The organism is uncultured Sneathiella sp. (genome assembly GCF_963973085.1).
In the GTDB taxonomy this organism is placed as follows: domain Bacteria; phylum Pseudomonadota; class Alphaproteobacteria; order Sneathiellales; family Sneathiellaceae; genus Sneathiella.
In genome coordinates, this window is sequence record NZ_CAXAXA010000008.1 from 104,054 (window position 1) to 124,177 (window position 20,124).

19 protein-coding genes are annotated in these 20,124 nt (G+C 50.9%); 5 read left to right on the forward strand and 14 right to left on the reverse strand.

Annotated features, from left to right (window positions below; all coding sequences use genetic code 11):
- Positions 1-94: 94 nt before the first annotated feature.
- The 3 genes from AACZ19_RS16830 to AACZ19_RS16840 all read right to left on the reverse strand — a co-directional run bounded on the left by AACZ19_RS16830 (position 95) and on the right by AACZ19_RS16840 (position 2,015).
- Positions 95-655: a fasciclin domain-containing protein gene (locus AACZ19_RS16830; RefSeq protein ID WP_339635670.1), complete on the reverse strand. Its 561-nt coding sequence runs from the start codon at positions 653-655 to the stop codon at positions 95-97.
- 95 nt (positions 656-750) lie between these two features.
- Positions 751-1,473, reverse strand: coding sequence for an anti-sigma factor (locus AACZ19_RS16835; protein ID WP_339635671.1), 723 nt, complete (start codon positions 1,471-1,473; stop codon positions 751-753).
- Positions 1,470-2,015 (reverse strand): sigma-70 family RNA polymerase sigma factor, encoded by a 546-nt coding sequence (locus AACZ19_RS16840; protein WP_339635672.1) that lies wholly within the window; start codon positions 2,013-2,015, stop codon positions 1,470-1,472. The genes AACZ19_RS16835 and AACZ19_RS16840 overlap by 4 nt, the downstream gene beginning before the upstream one ends.
- 218 nt (positions 2,016-2,233) lie before the next feature.
- Between AACZ19_RS16840 and AACZ19_RS16845 the strand changes: the two genes are divergently transcribed.
- Positions 2,234-3,160, forward strand: coding sequence for an aminotransferase class IV (locus tag AACZ19_RS16845; RefSeq protein ID WP_339635673.1), 927 nt, complete (start codon positions 2,234-2,236; stop codon positions 3,158-3,160).
- 57 nt (positions 3,161-3,217) lie between these two features.
- Here the strand turns inward: AACZ19_RS16845 and AACZ19_RS16850 are convergent, their stop codons facing one another.
- The 6 genes from AACZ19_RS16850 to AACZ19_RS16875 form a co-directional block, all read right to left on the reverse strand.
- The gene (locus tag AACZ19_RS16850; RefSeq protein ID WP_339635674.1) at positions 3,218-4,411 is read right to left on the reverse strand and encodes an ABC transporter substrate-binding protein; all 1,194 of its coding nucleotides are present in this window, start codon (positions 4,409-4,411) and stop codon (positions 3,218-3,220) included.
- A gap of 71 nt (positions 4,412-4,482) precedes the next feature.
- Entirely contained in the window at positions 4,483-6,315 is a 1,833-nt protein-coding gene (locus AACZ19_RS16855) for an AMP-binding protein (protein ID WP_339635675.1), read from the reverse strand.
- A 25-nt stretch (positions 6,316-6,340) separates the two neighbouring features.
- A complete protein-coding gene (locus AACZ19_RS16860; protein WP_339635676.1) occupies positions 6,341-7,114 on the reverse strand; it encodes an ABC transporter ATP-binding protein in 774 nt (257 codons plus the stop codon).
- Positions 7,111-7,875, reverse strand: a complete 765-nt coding sequence (locus AACZ19_RS16865) for an ABC transporter ATP-binding protein (RefSeq protein WP_339635677.1) — start codon at positions 7,873-7,875, stop codon at positions 7,111-7,113. Before AACZ19_RS16865 ends, AACZ19_RS16860 begins: the two co-directional genes overlap by 4 nt.
- Entirely contained in the window at positions 7,872-8,981 is a 1,110-nt protein-coding gene (locus AACZ19_RS16870; protein WP_339635678.1) for a branched-chain amino acid ABC transporter permease, read from the reverse strand. The genes AACZ19_RS16865 and AACZ19_RS16870 overlap by 4 nt, the downstream gene beginning before the upstream one ends.
- Before the next feature lie 2 nt (positions 8,982-8,983).
- Positions 8,984-9,865 carry a branched-chain amino acid ABC transporter permease gene (locus AACZ19_RS16875; RefSeq protein ID WP_339635679.1) on the reverse strand — a complete coding sequence of 294 codons (882 nt, stop codon included), beginning with the start codon at positions 9,863-9,865 and terminating at the stop codon, positions 8,984-8,986.
- 505 nt (positions 9,866-10,370) lie between these two features.
- Between AACZ19_RS16875 and AACZ19_RS16880 the strand changes: the two genes are divergently transcribed.
- Positions 10,371-11,465, forward strand: coding sequence for a pyridoxal-phosphate dependent enzyme (locus AACZ19_RS16880; RefSeq protein ID WP_339635680.1), 1,095 nt, complete (start codon positions 10,371-10,373; stop codon positions 11,463-11,465).
- An 83-nt stretch (positions 11,466-11,548) separates the two neighbouring features.
- Here AACZ19_RS16880 and AACZ19_RS16885 read toward each other — a convergent pair whose 3' ends face one another.
- From AACZ19_RS16885 to AACZ19_RS16895, 3 genes are all read right to left on the reverse strand, one after another.
- Positions 11,549-11,923 (reverse strand): SMR family transporter, encoded by a 375-nt coding sequence (locus AACZ19_RS16885; RefSeq protein ID WP_339635681.1) that lies wholly within the window; start codon positions 11,921-11,923, stop codon positions 11,549-11,551.
- Between the two features lie 38 nt (positions 11,924-11,961).
- Positions 11,962-13,386 (reverse strand): UbiA family prenyltransferase, encoded by a 1,425-nt coding sequence (locus AACZ19_RS16890; protein WP_339635698.1) that lies wholly within the window; start codon positions 13,384-13,386, stop codon positions 11,962-11,964.
- A gap of 235 nt (positions 13,387-13,621) precedes the next feature.
- A complete protein-coding gene (locus AACZ19_RS16895; RefSeq protein ID WP_339635682.1) occupies positions 13,622-14,563 on the reverse strand; it encodes a YegS/Rv2252/BmrU family lipid kinase in 942 nt (313 codons plus the stop codon).
- A gap of 144 nt (positions 14,564-14,707) precedes the next feature.
- Between AACZ19_RS16895 and AACZ19_RS16900 the strand changes: the two genes are divergently transcribed.
- From AACZ19_RS16900 to AACZ19_RS16910, 3 genes are all read left to right on the forward strand, one after another.
- Positions 14,708-15,565, forward strand: a complete 858-nt coding sequence (locus tag AACZ19_RS16900; RefSeq protein WP_339635683.1) for a UDP-2,3-diacylglucosamine diphosphatase — start codon at positions 14,708-14,710, stop codon at positions 15,563-15,565.
- The gene (locus AACZ19_RS16905) at positions 15,493-16,569 is read left to right on the forward strand and encodes a glycosyltransferase family 1 protein (protein WP_339635684.1); all 1,077 of its coding nucleotides are present in this window, start codon (positions 15,493-15,495) and stop codon (positions 16,567-16,569) included. Before AACZ19_RS16900 ends, AACZ19_RS16905 begins: the two co-directional genes overlap by 73 nt.
- A gap of 84 nt (positions 16,570-16,653) precedes the next feature.
- Positions 16,654-18,111, forward strand: a complete 1,458-nt coding sequence (locus AACZ19_RS16910) for a deoxyribodipyrimidine photo-lyase (protein ID WP_339635685.1) — start codon at positions 16,654-16,656, stop codon at positions 18,109-18,111.
- Here the strand turns inward: AACZ19_RS16910 and AACZ19_RS16915 are convergent.
- Complete coding sequence (locus AACZ19_RS16915; protein ID WP_339635686.1) at positions 18,108-18,893, reverse strand: SDR family oxidoreductase; 786 nt, start codon at positions 18,891-18,893, stop codon at positions 18,108-18,110. The genes AACZ19_RS16910 and AACZ19_RS16915 overlap by 4 nt on opposite strands.
- A gap of 125 nt (positions 18,894-19,018) precedes the next feature.
- On the reverse strand, positions 19,019-20,110 hold the full coding sequence (locus AACZ19_RS16920) for a sn-glycerol-3-phosphate import ATP-binding protein UgpC (RefSeq protein ID WP_339635687.1): 1,092 nt from the start codon (positions 20,108-20,110) through the stop codon (positions 19,019-19,021).
- Positions 20,111-20,124: the final 14 nt, after the last annotated feature.

A 20,124-nucleotide genomic window follows, 5' to 3' on the forward strand; every position in this document is an offset into this window, starting at 1 on the left:
GGAAGGGGGGCAAATAAAAAGGCCGCAAACCCCGGAAAGGGTTTACGGCCCCGGAGCGACCATCCGCAGTGACGGCGACGGATGGTCTATCCGGTTAGGAGGCAGGCAGCAGAACTTTGTCGATGACGTGAATAACGCCGTTTGACTGCTCCACATCAGCAATCGTGACATTGGAAATGTTACCTTGCCCGTCTTTGAGCATGATGGTGTCGCCCTTATACATGGCAGTATAAACACAGCCACCAACCGTCTTGACTGGATGAGCTCCGCTATCATCGTCAACCATGCCTTTGATCGGGCCAGAAAGCGCTTTCGCGGCGACGACATGACAAGTCAGGATTTTCGTCAGCATATCCTTGTTTTCCGGCTTCAACAGAGTTTCTACCGTTCCGGCAGGCAGCGCCGCAAAAGCGGCATCTGTCGGCGCAAAGACAGTAAATGGACCCTCACCCTGCAATGTCTCGACGAGACCGGCAGCCTTCACGGCGGCAACCAGCGTTTCATGATCCTTGGAATTGGAGGCGTTCTCAACGATGTTCTTACTCTCATACATCGGAGCTCCACCAACCATCGGATTGTCGGCAGAAGCAGCACATCCGGCAATTGCGACAGGCAGTGCAAGCGTTGCGGCGAGTAGCATATTTTGAAGTCTCATTCCTAATCTCCTTGTTCAGTACCCGGCCCTTCAACGAGCCGTTACAGGGAGTAACGAGAGCGCTTCAAAAATAGTTTCAATCTTCGAAAAAGTTTTTAGATTTCTATCGCCCTACCGACAGCAACTACCGGACCGGTCGCCTGTCCAGTGGGTGAGCCGCCTTCTGGCTCATCACTGATGGCGATGACGGCGTCCGGGAATTTGTTACGCAGATTTTCAGGCACAGTGACTTCACCTCGGCTGGCCGTCGGGACCAGACCAAGCGATACAGGATCATTCCCGCCTTCAATCAGCCAGAGCTCGAATGACCGTCCGGAATCTGGTTCACCTTTCACCCGGTTGATTTTCATGATACCGCTGCGCGCATCATAGAGTGTGACCAACTCAACATCCCCTGTTTCACCGGTAAGCTCCGCAATGAATACAGGAGGCGCAATAGACTCCGGCCCATCAGGACCATTTATAATTCCGCTATAAAGCCCGGCGACGATGATCAGCGCCGCAAGGGAGGCCATGCTCAAACCGCGCCAAAAGCCAATATTTCCCCACCAGCCGGGAGTACCCACAGGGTCGCTGTCATTCGTCCCAAAAACCTCCGCCTCAATCTCGGACAGCAGCCGGGCAGGTGGCGTTACAGCCTCGAACTCTTCTTCAAGTTCCGCAAAATGTTCTTCCCAGAACTGAACGCGGGCCTGCAACGACGCCTCGGAGGAAAGACGTGCCGAGAAGGCAGCCCTCTCTGCATGAGGCAGGACTCCCAGCACATACTCTGCGGCGAGTACGTCATCCGGATCCTTTATGTCGTTCTCGGTAGTCATCTTTCGAGACACTCTTTCAGTTTCAAAAGGCCGCGACGCAGCCAGGTTCTCACTGTATTCAACGGAATATTCTGTTGTTCCGCTAGCTCCTGATAACTATAGCCTTCCAGATAGGCACCGCGTATCGCAATCGCCCTCGCTTCCGGTAATTCATCCAGACAGCGCTCTATGCCGCGCCGATCAGAGGATAAGATCGCCTCTTTTTCAGGGTTCGCCGCTTCATCAGACAAGTCAGCCATTTCATCGATATCAACCGCAACAGGTTTACTCGCCCTGATCCTGTCAATCGCATGATTTCGCGCGATAGCGATCAACCATGACATCGGACTGAAATCGCTCGGTGCAAATTTGGAAGCATCTCGCCAAATCTTGATATAAACTTCCTGCAAAGCATCTTCCGCTTCCGCCCGATTATTTAAGATACGAAGGCAGACTCCGAAAAGTTTCGGGCTGGTAGCGGAATAAAGATCGGTAAAGGCTTCGCGGTTTCCGAGCGCTATACGGCCAATCAATATTGAAATATCATTTGCGGTCAAAAGCACCCACTATCCCGAAGCTCTTTACTTCTCTTGATATTAAAGTAGGGAACGTATGACGGCTTGTCACCCGTTTTTCATAATGGGCGGAGCCAAGTTATAAAACTTCAAAGCGCGGTTGACATTATTACATTTGCATTCCTTAGGTTTTCATTCACCCTAAAAGACGCCTGCAAAATGTGAGACTATAGTGCATATATTGCATATCCAAAAAGGTGGATAGAATGACAGAAAGCGAAATCAGCACTCATGATGCGGAAGATGATCTACGCAACGAAACCATCAAGATATATGTGAATGGAAAGATTGTTCCAAGGGCGGAGGCCACGATTTCCGTATATGATTCTGGCTTCATGCTTGGAGACGGTATGTGGGAAGGGATGCGGCTGTACAATGGAAAATGGGCGTTCTTTGAAGAACATATGGATCGGCTCTTTGATAGCTGTAAGGCCATTTCGCTGGATATCGGTATGGATCGGGCTGGCATACTGGAGGCTCTTACACAAACTGCAAACGCCAACGGCATGACTAATGACGTACACTGTCGGCTGATGATTACAAGAGGCATCAAGTCCAAGCCCTTCCAGCATCCCGCCCTGTCTAAATCCGGGCCAACGATTGTGATCATCATGGAGCATTCAAAAGCTGCCGCGCATCTTCAGGCTAAGGGAATTTCTCTCGCAACCGTACCGCAGGTTCGCGGATTGCCGATGTCACAAGACGCTAAATACAATTCGCATTCCAAGCTAAACTGCGTCATCGCCTGCCTTCAGGCAGAACAGGCCGGTGCCGACGAAGGACTGATGCTAGACCCGTACGGGTTCGTCAATACGACAAACGCCTGCAACTTCTTCATTGTACGCAAAGGAGAAGTCTGGACCTCTACCGGAGATTATTGCATGAACGGTGTCACCCGGCAGAAGGTCATCGACCTGTGCAAGGCGAATGACATCCCAGTCTTTGAGAAGAACTATTCACTATATGAAGCCTATGGCGCTGACGAAGCCTTCCTGACAGGCACCTTTGGCGCGCAGACCCCTGTTTCTCAAATCGATGGAAAGAAGATCGGAGAGCAAGAGGGCATCGGGCCTGTCACTGCTCGCATTCAAGTTCTTTATGGGGAACTTGTCGCGCGCAATACCCAAAGCTGATCTGGACACAAAAAACCCGGCACGAAAGCCGGGTTTTTCACTATCCTTTATAAGGAACTAATAGCTGATCGGGCCAATCAGTTTCCACCTGTCACCAACGACCTGGGAGAGGCGTGCACTGTTACGGGCATCCGGACCCAGATGATCCTCAGCAGAGAAACTGTAGGGTGCGCCACCAAAAATACTATTATAATCCTTTATGCTTTCAATTGCCTCGGCGACCTTTTCCGCGGTCACATCGGGACCAGCCTTCTCAATCGCCGTCAGGAATACATCCATCGCGTCGTATCCGGCTATGGACTGCAGAACGGCGTCATCACCGAAACGCTTCTTATAGTCATCCATCCATGCTTTCACTTCCGGCGTCGCCTCATCATAGTAAGGGATTGGCGTCTGGCTTGTCCCGTACAGGCCTTCAGTCAGACCTTTTGCGAGCGTCACATTCTCGGGAACATATCCGGCAGAGCTAACAACAAAAATCGGGTCATAACCAATTTTCTTGGCTGTTGCCATACTGCCGATCGTCTCGCCGATAATCGTGCCGAGACAAACCAACTCCACACCTTCCGATTTCAACTGGGCGATCTGGGAAGAAAAATCCTTTGCGCCACGCTTGAAGTTTGTTTTTACAACTTCAGGAAGTCCCATGTCCTTGGCCTGATCTTCGCATCCATGCAGAACATTCTTGCCGAAGTCATCATCCTGGTAAAGAACGCCTATTTTCTTGATGCCCTTGTTGTCCACGAAATATTTGACAGCAGCCTGCATCTGATCGCTATAGGGGGTAAATCCGCCAAACTTCAGCTTGTGATACGGCTCATACATTTCATTTGCGGCGGTTACCGGGAAGACATTCATCACACCCATTTTGAGCGCGCGGGGCATCGTCACCATATTGGTGGGCGTGCCGAGAGCGCCGACAAGCGCAAATACCTTGTCCTTTTTTAGAAGCTTGTCGCCCGCCTGCGCGGCCTTGTTCTGCTGATAGGCGGAATCTTCGACGATGAGTTCAATCATACGGCCATTAATACCGCCCTTCTCGTTCACTTCGTCGACAGCCATGCGCATTCCGTTTGTCACAGGTACGCCCCATAGTGCGACAGGGCCAGACAGTGGTTGGTGCGATCCAAGCACAATCTTGTCATCGTAAACTCCCTGATCCGCCGAGGCGATACCGACGAACCCCGAAACCGCCGCCGCCATCGCCGTGGCGGCCACGAGTGATATTTGTAACAAACTTCTGCGTTTCATTTGTTTTCTCCCAATTAGTTCCCTGATATTGCTATAATAACCTACTTTTCTAATTTACGGAAATCCCTGCATCATTCATACATCGTGTCGATCAGTGGTTTATATTTTTGATTGACGAATGAACGCTTCAGTTTCATCGTTGGTGTCAGTTCATCATCTTCCGCCGTCAGTATCTCGTCAATCAGCCTGAAATCCTTGATAGTTTCCACCTGTGCAAAATTCTTGTTTACCTCCTCTACTTCACTTCGGATAAGATCCAGTACTTCAGAGGCCCGGCAAAGGCTCTGAAAATTCGTAAATGGCACGTCCTTATCCTGCGCGTATTTTTCGACATTTTCATGATCGATCATGATCAAAGAGGTCAGGTATTTCCGCTTATCCCCAATGACCACAGCATCAGAAATATAGGGACTGAATTTTAGCTGGTTTTCAATTTCCGATGGAGTAATGTTCTTACCGCCCGCCGTGATAATAATATCTTTCATACGGTCGGTAATCTTCACAAAGCCGCTGTTGTCGATATAACCGACATCCCCGGTGTGCAGCCATCCGTCCGTAACCGTCTCAGCGGACTTTTCCGGCTGATTGAGGTATCCGAGAAAGATATGCGGGCCTTTGAGAAGGATCTCGCCTTCATCTGAAATACGCACCTCGGTTTCCGGTGCGGCAACGCCAACGGAACCGAGCTTAAACTGATCGGGCAGGTTTGTTGTCGCAACGCCCGTATTCTCCGTCTGGCCATAGACCTCATACATATCGAGGCCGAGCGCCAGGTACCATTTGATCAAATCCGGTGAAATAGGGGCGGCACCGGACCCAAGATAATGCGCCCGATCCAAACCGAGAAGCCGTTTTACATTCCGCAAGACCAACTGATTTGCCAGCCAGAATTTGACTTTTTCCAAACCAGAAGGCTCCTCCCCGCTCAATTTACGTTCCGCAATCTTATACCCGGCGCCGATCGCCAATTTATAGGCGAGCTGCTGCAGCCTCGTCGCTTCCTTCAACTGCAAGGTAATTGCCGAATAGAACTTTTCCCATATGCGCGGCACTGCAAAAAAAACTGTGGGGGAAACCTCCCTGATATTCTCTGGCACCGTATCCGGCCCTTCAACGAAATTGATCACCGACCCCGCAAAAAGCGGCAGGAACACGCTGAACGATCGTTCCGCCACATGGCAAAGTGGCAAAAAGGAGAGCTGCTCGTCTGCCGGACCAAAGCCGATAATAGGTGTCAGGTTTGAAATCTGGAACATCAGGTTGCGATGGGAGATCATTGCTCCTTTCGGCGGCCCCGTCGTTCCCGATGTATAGATCAGGATCGCAAGATCCTCTGCTTTTGACAGAGCTATCTGCTCTTCCCAGAAATCCGGATGATTTTCATGATAAGCCTCGCCGAGCTGATACAGCTCTTCAATGCTGATAACCTGGTCATCCTCAAAATCGCGCAGCCCTTCCATATCGAGGACAATGATTTTCAGAAGATCAGGAATTCTCTCTCGAACTTCCAGAATTTTATCCAGCTGTTCTTCATTTTCCGCAATAAATATCCGTGTTTTAGAATCCTGGCAAAGATACTCGACCTGCTTTGGACTGTCCGTCGTGTAGACACCATTGCTGACGCCCCCGACACAAAGGGTTCCCATGTCGAGATAGAGCCATTCAGGGTTGTTATCGCTCAGTATCGAGACCGTCTCACCGCGCTTCAGGCCGAGGGCAACCATACCGAGGCCACAGGCGCGCGCACGCTGCCCATACTCGGCCCAGGTAATACTTTGCCAGATGCCGAACTCTTTCTCCCGCATGGCGATCTTTTGATCGTGTTGCTTTACCCGCGCCCAGAAAAGTTGGGCCGTTGTCTCGGCACCATCAATAACGGTTGGTGGATAAGTCATTGCATTCATATATGTCCTCCAGCCTCAGACAATCCTACCGCCATGTTTTTCGTTTTTTCCATCGGCGCTTGCCGCGCACACCATGGTCTTGAATACCCAGATAAAATTCGCGGATATCCTCTTTTTGCAGCAAGCTTTCCGTCGTGTCTTCCATCACGATGCGACCGACCTCAAGCACATAGCCAAAATCCGCTGTATGAAGCGCGATGTTTGCATTTTGCTCCACCAGAAGCATGGTCATCCCCTGCTCCACGTTCAGTCGTTTGATGATTGTGAAGATTTCCTTCACTAGAAGCGGACTTAGTCCGAGACTGGGCTCGTCAAGGAGCATCAGCTTCGGTCGCGACATCAGGGCGCGACTGATCGAGAGCATTTGCTGCTCTCCGCCTGAAAGCTGGCCCGCGGGTTGGTCTGTGCGTTCCTTCAGGATAGGAAAATAGCTGTGAACAAGCTCCACATCCTTGGCAACTCCGTCCCGGTCTTTGCGTGTATAAGCCCCCATCATCAGGTTGTCACGAACACTCAGGAACGGGAACACCTCCCGACCTTCGGGAACATGGCTGATCCCTCGGCGCATGATCCAGTCAGGGTCGCGCTTCTGGATCTCCTCGCCATCAAATTCAACAACTCCTTTTTGCGGGTCCATTATGCCGCTGATGGTTTTCAGGATCGTCGTTTTTCCGGCGCCATTGGCGCCAAGGACGGTTGCAATCCGCCCTTCACGCACATCGATTGAAATTCCGCGAATGGCCATGATAGGACCATAATAGGTTTCAATATTCCGGACTTTCAGAATTGATTCCGTCATTCCTGTTCTCCCAGATAGGCCTTGATCACCTCGGGATCATTCTGGACATCCTGCGGAGAGCCATGCGCCAGCATTCGCCCATAGTTCAGAACCAGCACTTCATCGGAAACCTCGGATACCAGCCCCATATCATGCTCAACCATAAGGACCGTAATTCCGAGATCTTTCTTGATATCGTCAATCCAGAAAGACATGTCCTGCGTTTCCTCCACATTGAGACCGGAGGAAGGTTCGTCTAGCAGGATAAGCTTGGGTTCCGTGCAGAGCGCGCGGCCGAGCTCCACAACTTTTCGGACGCCATACGGCAAATTCATGATCAGGCTGTCGCGGTAATGCTGAAGGTCCAGAAAATCGATAATGTCTTCTACTTTATCCCGATGCTCGACCTCCGCCCGCCGGACAGAGGGAAGAAACAACAATTCTGAAAACATGCCTGTGCGGGAATGGCAATGTCGTCCCACCAGCAGGTTTTGCAGGACAGATGCATGCTCGAACAGCTCGATGTTCTGAAACGTCCGCGCAATGCCAAGGCTCGCAATCGCATGGGGCGGAACTTTTGTTATGTCCTGCCCATCGAAAGTCATCGTTCCTTCTGTTGAATCGTAGATGCGGCTGATCAAGTTAAAGATCGTGGTCTTGCCTGCGCCGTTCGGCCCGATGATCGTAAAACATTCCCCTTTCTTGATTTCGAAATTCACACCATCGACGGCCTTCACACCACCGAAGTTGATCGCCAGGTTTTCTGCTTTGAACAACATCATTTCAACCGTTCCGACTTCATATAGGCTTTTTGCCGCTTGAAGGTCGCCTTCTTGTAGACAGGGAACATCTGGAAATAGAGTTTAATCTTCAACCAGCGGCCATAAATGCCGTAAGGTTCGAAAATAATGACAAGCACCAGGATCAGCCCGAAAATAAAGGGTTCAATACCCGGTGTCTCCGCAATGGCAACGGGCAGGTAATCTTTCAAAATGGCGAGTCCCTGCGGCAGTGCCAGAACGAAGATCGCTCCAAAGATCGCGCCATGAAGAGAGCCGATCCCGCCGACGACGACTAGCACCAGCAATTCAAGCGACTGGAAAATGGTAAAACTTTCCGGCGACAAAAACCCCAGTTTATGAGCAAAGAGAGCGCCGGCGAGCCCGGTAATACCTGCACTCAAGGCAAATGCCTTTGTCTTTATCTGCGCCAGATTAACGCCCATGCTTTGCGCCGAAATTTCGGAATCGCGGATGGCCATCATCGCCCGTCCCGTTGGCGAACGCAGAAGATTGATGGAAATCAGGAGCACCAGCAAAAGCATCCCGAGGCAGAGAAAGTAGAATGGCGGGCCATCCGTAAGTTCCATATCGCCAATATAAAGCGACTCAACCAGCAAGCCCGAATACCCATTCGTCACGCTCTCCCATCGGGACAGAATTTCTTCTATGACAAGGGCGAAGGCAAAGGTCGCAATAGCAAGATAAATACCTGTCAGCCGCAGCACAGGAATACCGATCGCCACCCCGGCCAATGCCGCAAAGATCGCCGCGACCGGCATCGATACGATAAAGGAGAAGACAACCGGCTCCTCTACAAAGGGGAGCGGGACGCCATTTCCGGTCAGCACAGCCTCTGTGTAGGCACCGATACCGAAAAAGGCCGCGTGACCGAGACTGACCAGCCCCGTATAACCGGCCAATAGCATCAACCCCACACCCGCGATTGCGATAATGTACAGCTGCGTCATCTGGCCGATGTAATACCCCTCCAGAAAGAACGGCGCCACTAAGACCACCAGAAGCAAAATCCCATACGACCAGTAATATCCGGAATGTTTCGCAATTCGAATATCCTGATTATAGTCCGTCTTGAACAAAAACCGCATGGCTACACCCTCTTCCCGGTTTTCTGTCCAAATAGCCCTTGCGGTCGAACGACCAGGACAATGAGCAGAACGACATACGCCGCGACATTCTTGAAGCCCGGGGGCAGGTAAAATCCGGCAAGTGTTTCAATGATACCGATAATCAGGCCACCGACAACCGCGCCGGGAATAGAGCCAAAGCCCCCCAATACTGCTGCAGGAAACGCCTTTAATCCGATAAATCCCATGCTCGTATCAATTAATGTGGTCGGGGCGAGCAGGATACCGGCGGCGGCGGCGACAGCCGCACTAATTCCCCAAATCATCGAAAAAACGGCCTTTACAGGAATCCCCATGTAATAGGCCGCCAACTGATTTTGGGAGGACGCCTGCATGGCAATACCCAACCGGGTATGGGTAAAAAAAGTATAGAGAACCGCGCACAGGATTATCGTTGCAACAATCACGGAAATATCCGTTTGTGAAATCACCAAAGATCCCATCGATTCCGGAACGAGCTGCATTCCCTCACTTGAAAAGGGTGTCGAGATCGCATAGGTCTCGGTTCCCCAACCGGGCATCATGCCCGCTGCACTCCGCGCCATATAACCAAAGCCGATTGTGACCATGACGATGGAGAATTGAGGCTGCCCCAGCACCGGCCGCAGGAACACCCGGTCAACCATATTCCCCGCAAAGAACATACAGACGATCGCCGCAGCAGCACCAACCCAATAGTTCCAGCCCAGAATGGAAATGAACGTATAGGCGAGAAACGCCCCCAGCATCATCAACTCGCCTTGCGCGAAATTGACAACTTCCGTCGCCTTATAGATTAAAACGAACCCAAGGGCGACGAGAGCATAAATACACCCAATCGATATACCCCCGATGACTAGCTGCAAAAATTCAAACAGGATAGCCTCCCACTATTGTTCGATTTTTGTTATTTTTATCCACATTCTTAATGTCGGGAAATGCGGTAATTGATCAAAGTATAGGCAAGCGTTTTGCTCAGCGTCAATAAAACATTTCAATAATACGAGCGTTTTTTTGTTCGCATTCGCAATATAAATGATGTATTCATTAAATACGAATATATACTAAATAAAAATAAATAATTACTTGTATTATTGTAGATTATAATTATTAAATATTACCATTTTTATTTGTTTCATGCGCTATTCACCTCTCCGGCGCAGGCGCAAAAGTTAGGCAGCAATCAAACTTTAGAAATCCTTTTTATGCTGCATTGCATGACGGACATTACAAAGCCATCGGATTTCGCTGCGTTAGTTGTTGTTGCATTTGCATTTTAAAATGTCTGCCGTTAGGCTCGTCCCCTGTAAATCGCGGCTCTTCACTTGACTTAATAAAATTGGCCCGGCCAACTTGAAGCGGGAGTGTAATATGCAACAAAATCCACAAGGCAACTCAAGAACAACTGAAGGACGTGGGCGCCTTTATAACTCAATTGTCGATACAATTGGGGATACGCCTTGCATCCGCATCAACCGACTCGCGCCAAAAGGAGTCGAGATATATGTGAAGGCGGAATTCTTTAATCCGGCGGCATCCGTTAAAGACCGTCTGGCAATCTCCATCATCGAGGAAGCCGAAAAGCGGGGAGACCTCAAGCCGGGCCAAACCGTGGTTGAGGCCACCAGCGGAAACACCGGTATCGGACTTGCCATGGTATGTGCGGCCAAAGGATACCCCCTCGTTGTCACAATGGCGGACAGCTTCTCAATCGAACGGCGCAAGCTCATGCGCTTTCTCGGTGCCAAGGTCGTACTCACGCCGCGGGCAGCAAAAGGGTTCGGCATGTACCAAAAGGCAAAAGAGCTGGCTGACGCAAACGGATGGTTCCTTGCGCGTCAGTTTGAAACCTCAGACAATGCACTGATCCATGAAAATACGACCGCACGCGAGATAATTGCAGATTTTGACGGCCAGCGTCTTGACTACTGGGTCAGCGGATATGGTACGGGCGGCACGATGACTGGTGTCTCGCGGGTCTTGAGAAAAGAACGCCCGGACACCAAGATTATCCTGACGGAGCCAGCCAACGCGCAGCTGGTTGGCAGCGGCGTTGCGCAGGAACGTGACGCGAGCGGATCGCCGAGTGAAGGGCACAAATCCTTTGAACCCCATCCAATTCAAGGCTGGACTCCGGATTTTATTCCGTTGGTTCTCCAGGAAGCATTGGACAAGGGAAACTATGACGAACTCATTCCGATTGCCGGCGCAGAGGGCATTGAATGGTCTCAAAAGCTGGCGCAGAAAGAAGGAGTCTTTACCGGTATTTCTGGCGGATCAACCTTTGCCGTTGCCATGAAAGTTGCGGAGAAAGCGGAACCGGGTTCCGTCATTCTGTGCATGCTGCCCGATACCGGGGAACGCTATCTGTCATCGCCGCTGTTCGAGAATATCGTTGAGGATATGGCAGATGATGAGATTGCTCTGTCCCTCTCTACGCCCGGCTATCATATGCCCGATGCATAGCTCTTAGGACACAACTCTATCCCCGCATCGATACCGAACTGGGTACCCCTTGATCGATGCGGGCCTTTATTTGACCAAACGCCTCATGCCGATCTTCCAACAAGAACGCACCCGCCAACGATCAGAACAGTGCCGATAATTCGCATCGGCGTCACATTCTCGTTCAATAAAAGTATCCCGAACAGCATCGTGACAACAAAGCCGATGCCGACAAAGGGATAGGCCACACTTAAATCGACCTTGGACAAAACCCACACCCACAACGCCACACTCAGCGCATAGATAATAAGTCCAAGCCAGATAAATGGTGAAAAGGCTGCTGCAATAAAGGAATCCACAATGCCGGACTGCATCGCCGCCTGCATTTTCTGATCACCGACGCCGAGCTTTAGCACGAGCTGCGCGCAGGCTGATGAAAATACCGTTAGCAGGATAAGGCTAAGAACGAGTAATGACATTTAAATAGGCTCCGTTAAAAAACGCCTCGCGTAAAAACTCAGAATTGCAAGTATTTTGCAAGAAACAGTACAATCACAAAACTCACGCCGACCAACTGGCTCGCCCTGTCCTTGATCGCAAACACTACCGGATCATCCGGGATTTCATTCCGACGGGCGCAAACCCAGATATGATTTCCCCAAAACAGAACCAGAAGACAAAGCAGCCACAGCGCTTCCGGCGTTGAATATGACCTTAATACGAACGGGCTGTTGATATAGAGAGCAAGAATCACAACTGCCGCCGTGAAATTCGTTATACCAAGGCTGAACATAGTTTCACGGTCATCCAAAGAGTAACCTCGTCCGCGAACTTGGCTGCTCTTCTCCGATAGTGCGGATACTTCAATATAACGCTTCATGAAGGCGAGACTGACAAAAATAAAGACCGAAAATGCGATCAGCCAGGAGGAAAGATCAACCCCGGAAGCCGCCGCACCGGCGACAACACGCATGGTATAAAGAATTGCAAGGGTCATCACATCAACGGTCGTCACTCGCTTCAGCAGAAAGGAATAGGCATTGGTAATCGCAAAATAGACGAACAATACGACGACAAATGCAATGGGAAGAAATGCAATCGAAACAGCAAATGCAAATAGTGGAAAGCCGAACGCACCCGCCACACCTAATGGCAGGGGGAGCGCGCCGGAGGCAATAGGACGATACTTCTTGCTGCGGTGACGCCGGTCTTCCTGCAAATCAAGAAGGTCATTGAGAAAATAGACGCCCGAAGCACAAAAGCTGAAACAAATAAAAGCGAGAACCGTCGTCCAAAGATGCGCGAGATCGAAATACTCATGAGACGTGACCAGAGGGACAAAAATCAATATGTTTTTCGCATATTGATGCGGCCGCATTTCTTTTATAAACGCCTTTAGCGTTGATCCTTCAGATTTATGATGCCAGCTCAGTTTCCCAGCTTTTTCAGCCTCAGCAACGTTACTGGCTGGCGCATTGACCATGATATTGGCAGCAGCGGCCCGCCAGATCGGCGTATCCGCGGAACTGTCACCTGCATAGGCAAATTCTTCGTCCCCCAACAGTTTTTGGATAGCGGCAAGTTTGTTGTCGCCCTTCAGATTATTCTCTCCCGAAGTCGCCATAACTTTGTCGAAGATACCCAAGTGCTCCGCTACCTGGTTGGCATATTTCTGGTGAGATGCGGTTGCGAGAATGATCTCCTTACCGTCCGTCTTAAGCTGCTTCAGATAACCGATAAGCGCTTCCTCATAGGGAAGATATTCCGCGTCAATATCCACATTCTCTGCGACTTTTTCCTTGGCGAAGGCCCGACCTTTCAGCAACCACATTGCCAGTTGGAATATTCTGAAGGGATTTCCCTTCAAGTACCGCAATAATGATTCCACGAAAAGATCCGTACGAACCAACGTACCATCCAGATCTACGACGACATACTTCACGTTATCAACCAATAGTCTTCTACCTTTGATCCCAGCCGCGTAAAATCACGAGAGCATTGTGCGGATATCTTAATTTTACGGCTTTCTATTAACCATGAAAAAACACTATGTACCGGAAAATTCTTAATTTTAGCTTTCTTTCCTTATTCTAGAATAAACACCACCTCGGACCAGCATTAACCATAATTATAGAGGGAAATCTTAACCCGGGGTGACATTTTTACGATGGCGTAATTCATCGAGCGGTATGGGTTTCTGGGCCCGCAGTATGTGCAGTGCTTTGGTTCCCCGGCGCCCGTAAAATCATTATAGGCGCTGGATCGAGAGATATGCGCAGAGGCGTTTCAAGGCAGATGTCCCCATCACATTGGCATGGAAATATTCTTGAGGAGTTTATCAGGATTTCCTCGTCCGTTATCAATGTCTGGACATCCGACAATCGTGACAGTCGATTAAAGAGCAGCGCCATCCCATATCGAAACGCAGCAACGAACCCGGCATTCTTCAATAAAACAACATCAAATCTTGGCTTTTCTATCCCGCCCTCCGAGGCAATGACGAAAGGTCCGCCGTAGTATCGGGCTTTGGCGATCACTGCTGAAGCGGCAGTATGGCGCTTTCCGTTCACGGTAACTTCAAGTTCCATATCACGGAAGCCGGATGCCGCGCGGAACGCCGCGAACATATATGCAATTGCACCGAACCGCTTTTTCTCGCCCGGGCGCAGTGCCGCAACCGTCAGTGAATCATAACCCGCCCCTGCCATCAGCAGAAACCGCTTTTCGTTTGCTTTCGCGGAATACACTGGCACGGGTACTGCCGCAATCAGTATCTCGATAGCTCTATCAATTGAAGCTCCAACGCCGAGTTCTCGCGCCAACACATTCGCTGTCCCAAGAGGGATTACCCCAAGCGGCAACTCTCCACCTTCAAGCCCGTTCAGAATTTCCGAAACTGTTCCGTCCCCTCCTGCCGCAACCAGCACAATGTCAGGGTCGTTTCGCGCGACCAGTTCACGGGTCATATCTGTTGCATGTCCCGGACCCTTGGTTTTCAGAATCTCCACTTCACAATCCGTATCCGCGAGATAGAGCAGTGCTTTGGAGAAGCGATTCTTGTTACGCATACCCGATGTCGGATTATGGATTATGACAAGGCGCCGCTTTGACAGAGTCATAAGACTGACTTTCTAACGCAACAAAAACATAACTGCACAGTCATCAAACTGACTCTCAGCGCACCTATAAATTGCCCATATGATTGTTTCGTCATTGAAACCATTTGATGACCATTTGATGACACGCGAAAAGAGTCATGCGTAATGGATGCTCGCACAGTTACTCATAAGTATCGTTCGATCTGGATTTCAGACATTCATCTGGGAACGCCCGGATGCAAGGCTAGCTTCCTGCTCGATTTTCTGAGAAGCACCAAAAGCGACAATCTATATCTTGTCGGAGATATTATCGACGGCTGGAGCCTGCGGCAAGGCTGGTATTGGCCACAGGAACATAATGATGTCATTCAAAAGCTTCTGCGAAAAGCACGGCAGGGCACCCGGGTTGTCTTCATCCCCGGCAACCATGATGAATTCGCCCGGCATTATGTCGACCTTGAATTCGGGTCCATTAAGGTTCTTCACGAAACCATCCATAAAACAGCAGACGGACGGGATTTTCTCGTCCTGCATGGCGACGAATTTGATGTTGTTGTGAAGTATGCCCGCTGGCTTGCCTATCTCGGGGACTGGAGTTACGGGCTTTGCCTGAAGCTCAACGATGTCCTGAATGGCATCCGGGCCCGCCTTGGATATCCTTACTGGTCATTATCCGCGTATTTGAAGCTGAAGGTGAAAAACGCCGTCAAGTTTATCGCGGATTTCGAAAATGCGCTTGCCGATGTTGCGCGTGATCGCAAGGTTGACGGCATCATCTGTGGCCATATCCACCATCCCGAAATTCGGGAAATCAACGGCGTGACATATTGCAATGATGGCGACTGGGTCGAGAGCTGTTCGGCCCTGGTTGAGCATTTTGATGGTCAACTGGAACTTATTTACTGGATGGGCGCAGCAGCCTCCCTCTCCGATTCACAAGGAAACAAGACATGCGACTCATCCTCGTTACTGATGCCTGGCATCCTCAAGTCAATGGGGTTGTTCGGACGCTCTCGAACCTGAGGGACTATCTCACGGGGCTCGGGGATGAGGTCGTCATGGTAACGCCGGAGCTTTTCACCTCCTTTCCCTGTCCGACCTATCCGGAAATCCGCCTGTCCCTTTTTCCGGCAAGAAAAATCAGGAAAATTTTTAACGAAACGCCGCCGGACGCGGTACATATCGCAACGGAGGGGCCTCTCGGGATTGCAGCAAGACGTTATTGTCTCAAGAATGATATTCCCTTCACAACCGCCTTTCACACGCGCTTTGCCGAATATGTCCATGCCCGTATCCGGCTTCCGCTGCGCTGGGGCTATGCAGGTTTGAAATGGTTTCATGGGCCTTCCCACACTATTATGGTCGCGACACCCAGCCTCGAAGCCGATTTGAGAAGCCGCGGCTTTCGTCATATCCGGCGGTGGACACGCGGGATCGACACCGATCTATTCCGCCCTCAAGTCAAGACAGCACTGGTTTATCAACGCCCGATCTTTCTCTATGTCGGCCGGGTCGCAGTGGAAAAAAACATCGAAGATTTCCTGACACTGAACCTGCCCGGGACCAAAGTCGTCGTCGGGGATGGACCGCAGCGAAAAGTGTTGGAGCGGAAATATCCCGCCGTCGCCTTTCTCGGTCTGAAGGAAGGAGAGGCGTTGGCGCAGATATACGCAAGTGCCGACGTTTTTGTCTTTCCAAGCAGAACCGATACTTTTGGTCTGGTCCTTCTTGAAGCACTGGCAAGTGGTGTGCCTGTGGCAGCCTATCCCGTAACCGGACCGCTCGACGTAATCGGGGATCATCCGGTGGGTGTGCTGGATGAAAATCTGGAAAAGGCGGCAGAAAAGGCGCTTAAATTAGATCCGGCCGACTGTCGTGACTATGCGATGAATTTTTCATGGGCAACCAGTGCTACACAATTTAAAGATAATCTGGTGATTTTTACATCCGCCAAGAATGCGTCGGCCACTTTGCAATCAAGCGAGGAAACGGAAAATCTGGATCCGGAGTATATCCTCAAAAAATAACTTGCGAGTGATCCAGCTATCCCGCCAAGCCGTATTCCAGATTATGATACGGTTTTTCCTGAAATAGAATGACCCCGCCTGATCGTGAGTAAACAGCAATCTCTTGACCCTGTCTCAATTCACTGGTTCCGCCAGGATTTACGCCTGTCCGATAATCCAGCGTTATTGGCTGCCGTGGATGCCGGCCGGTTAATACCGGTGTACATTCTTGATGATGAGAATGCGGCGGAATGGCAGATGGGGGGGGCAAGTCGTTGGTGGCTTCACCGCTCCCTGTCTTCTCTCAATGACTCATTAGAGGGAAGGCTTAGGCTTTTCCAGGGCGATGCCGAGCGAATATTACCGGCTCTTGCAAAAAAGACCGGTGCGAAGACTGTTACCTGGAACCGCTGTTACGAGCCATGGCGGATACAGCGCGATAATAAGATCAAATCCACTCTCGCCGCCACCGGCATTGATATTGTCTCGGCAAATGGTTCGCTTCTTTGGGAGCCCTGGGATGTCTTAAAATCCGATGGGACACCTTATCGGGTTTTTACACCGTTTTACCGGAAAGGCTGCCTGAACAGCACGTCCCCGAGGAAGCCAACAAAAGCTCCTTCAAAAATTGCCTTCGCAGAAGCCGAAGATATGAAGGATCAGCTTGCGCTTTCGGATATGAGGTTGAATCCATCGCACTGGACGATCGAGAAATCACCGGACTGGGTTCCCGGTAAGGCGGGCGCCCTGGACGCTTTGACCCATTTTCTGGATAACGGCATAGAGGACTACAAAGACGGCAGGAATTTCCCGGCGACTGAAAACTGCTCCCGCCTCTCTCCTCATTTACACTATGGTGAGATATCACCGCATCAGGTTTGGTATGCCCTTGCCTTTCGCGAACATCTCCTGAAGGGAGACGAGGACCCGGATCATTTCCGGATGGAGCTCGCCTGGCGGGAATTTTCATACAATTTGCTGTACCATAATCCCGAATTGCCGAATAAAAACCTTCAGGGCAAATTTGATAGGTTTCCCTGGCGCAAAGACAATGATGCGCTTCAGGCATGGCAACAAGGGAAGACGGGCATACCATTTGTCGATGCCGGGATGAGGGAATTATGGCAAACCGGCTCCATGCATAACCGAGTCCGCATGGTGACTGCTTCCTTCCTCGTAAAGAACCTGATGATTGATTGGCGGGAAGGCGAGCGCTGGTTCTGGGACTGCCTGGTTGACGCAGACCTTGCCAACAACAGCGCCAGCTGGCAATGGGTGGCCGGTTCCGGTGCAGATGCGGCGCCCTATTTTCGCATTTTCAACCCCGCCACACAGGGCGTGCGCTTTGATCCGCAAGGTGAATACACCAGAAAATACCTGCCCGAACTCGCCGCATTGCCCGACAAATGGCTTTTTAATCCGTGGGACGCCCCGGCTGAAGTCCTAAAGAAAGCCAATGTGGTCCTGGGCGAAACCTACCCCCATACAATTGCCGACCTGAAATCGTCACGCCGACGCGCGCTGGACGCTTTTTCCGGTTTAAAAGACGGCCAAACTTCCTAGGTTAAGCCCGCCGTATACATCCGGTTTGCCGTTGGGCTGATCACCAGTTGATTGACGCAAACACGCTTGTCGAGCTGCGCCAGGAACAAGATTGTCTCTCCCAGGTCTTCCCCTTGCAGCATCACGGCTTTTTCTTCATCCGTCACTTTTACCGGCCGATTTTCGAGAATAGGCGTGGCGACTTCCCCCGGACAGAGCGCGCAGGAACGAATACCGTTTATGGCCTCTTCCATGTTAAGGCTCTCACTCATCGCGACCATTCCGTGCTTCGCTGCGGTATAGGCCGGCCCGGTCAATTTCGAAACCCGAACCCCGGCCCATGACGCGACATTCACGATCAAGCCTTCCTTTTGTCGGTGCATAATGGGAAGAACGGATCGGCAGCAATAGAAGGCTCCATTCAGGTCAATATCGACAACAGAGTCCCAGCCATCCGTATCAACCTCTTTCCAGCTGCGGTTTTTGACATTAATGCCGGCGCTCAACACGGCCACGTCGAGGCGTTGAAACCGCTCTTCAATCCGGGCAACAACTTCCGAAACGCTTTCGCTATCCGCGACATCCAGCTCCTCTATAACCGGTACTTTACCTGCTTTTTCAACCAGCGCTGCCGTTTCCTCAAGATTCTCACGGCGACGGCCTGAGAGGACGACTTCCATTCCGGCACGCGCCAGAGACACAGCTCCCGCCTGACCAATTCCGGTTCCGGCGCCCGTTATCCAGGCGATCTTCCCTTTCAGATCACGTAATGCGCTTTCTCCATTTCCTGCTATCCCTGCCATCCCATATTCCTTTTTTTATTTTGTATATAGGCCATACATGCACCACCTGTCAGAACAGGCGACTGACGAGCATGAACTCTCTTTTTTAGTCTATCGAAGATGTTGGGTTTTGTCGCGGTAAACTGCTATTTGCTTTCGAGCCGTCTTTCGCTTTCAGGGTCGAAAACATGCAAATGATCGGGGGTGACACGAATAGGCAGAACCTCCCCGCTCTTGATATTTCGGATACCACCAAGCCGAACAGTAAGATTAGAGCGGCTCTCCCCGAAATGGCCATGCACTAATGTGTCAGCGCCAAGTTGCTCAACCACCGCAACGGTCATGGGAACGGCATCCGGCGCGTCCGCCACCAGTTCCAGATGTTCCGGCCGAACGCCGAGAATGACATCCTTGTTGCTATACTCCGGCATCCCACCGTTTCCGAGTGGTAGCGCCGCCTGCCCGGAAATAGTAATATTTTTCCCCATTTCATCGATTTTCGCTTCGGCGAAGTTCATGGCGGGCGAGCCAATGAACCCTGCAACAAACAGCGAGGCGGGTTTCTGGTATAGCTCAATTGGCGTACCGAGTTGCTCCACATTGCCAGCGTTCAATACCATCAAACGTTGACCAAGCGTCATTGCCTCGACCTGATCGTGGGTAACATAAATACTGGTGATCCCAAGATTTGCCTGAAGGGATTTTATCTCAAGGCGCATCTGGACACGAAGCTTGGCGTCCAGATTAGAAAGCGGCTCATCAAATAAAAAGACGCTCGGCTCACGAACGATCGCCCGGCCCATCGCAACGCGTTGGCGTTGACCGCCGCTCAGCTGTTTCGGTTTACGGGTGAGCTGTTCATCCGTGAGTTCCAGAATAGCCGCCGCTTTTTTTACGCGCTCGTCAATCTCGGACTTGGGAAGACCCATGATCTTAAGGCCATATGCCATATTCTTGTATACGCTCATATGCGGATACAAAGCGTAATTCTGGAACACCATGGCGATATCCCGTTCCGATGGCTCCAGATTGTTCACCACCCGGTCGCCGATGCGCAATTGTCCTTCCGTAATAGATTCAAGCCCGGCAATCATCCGAAGGAGCGTCGATTTTCCGCAGCCGGAAGGCCCGACAAGAACGAGAAACTCGCCCTCCTCAATGCTCACATCCACACCATGAATAGCCTTGAACCCATTTGGATAGGTCTTGCGCAACCCTTCTAGAATGACCCGTGCCATCTTCCTGTTTTCCT